The organism is Pseudomonas sp. SIMBA_068 (assembly GCF_046534705.1).
GTDB lineage: Bacteria > Pseudomonadota > Gammaproteobacteria > Pseudomonadales > Pseudomonadaceae > Aquipseudomonas > Aquipseudomonas putida.
Window position 1 is genome coordinate 1 of sequence record NZ_JAWRYI010000538.1, and the last position, 271, is coordinate 271.

At 64.9% G+C, this 271-nt stretch carries 1 pseudogene; it reads left to right on the forward strand.

Annotated elements, in window-relative coordinates:
• Window positions 1-271, forward strand: a pseudogene (locus SB756_RS30300) (hypothetical protein); the annotation flags it as partial.

A 271-nucleotide genomic window follows, 5' to 3' on the forward strand; every position in this document is an offset into this window, starting at 1 on the left:
TCAGCCCTGGAACGCCTCGATTTGAGCCGCTGGCGCGTGGCGTACTCGGGTTCCGAGCCGATCCGCCTCGACACCTTGGAGCGCTTTGCCGAGAAGTTCGCGGCGTGCGGTTTCTCTTCAAACCATTTCTTTGCCTCTTACGGCTTGGCCGAGGCGACCTTGTTTGTCGCCGGCGGCACGCGAGGGCAGGGCATCCCGGCCATGCGTGTGGACGAACAGGCCCTGGCCGCCAACCGCGCTGAGCCAGGGCAGGGCAGTGCGATCATGAGTT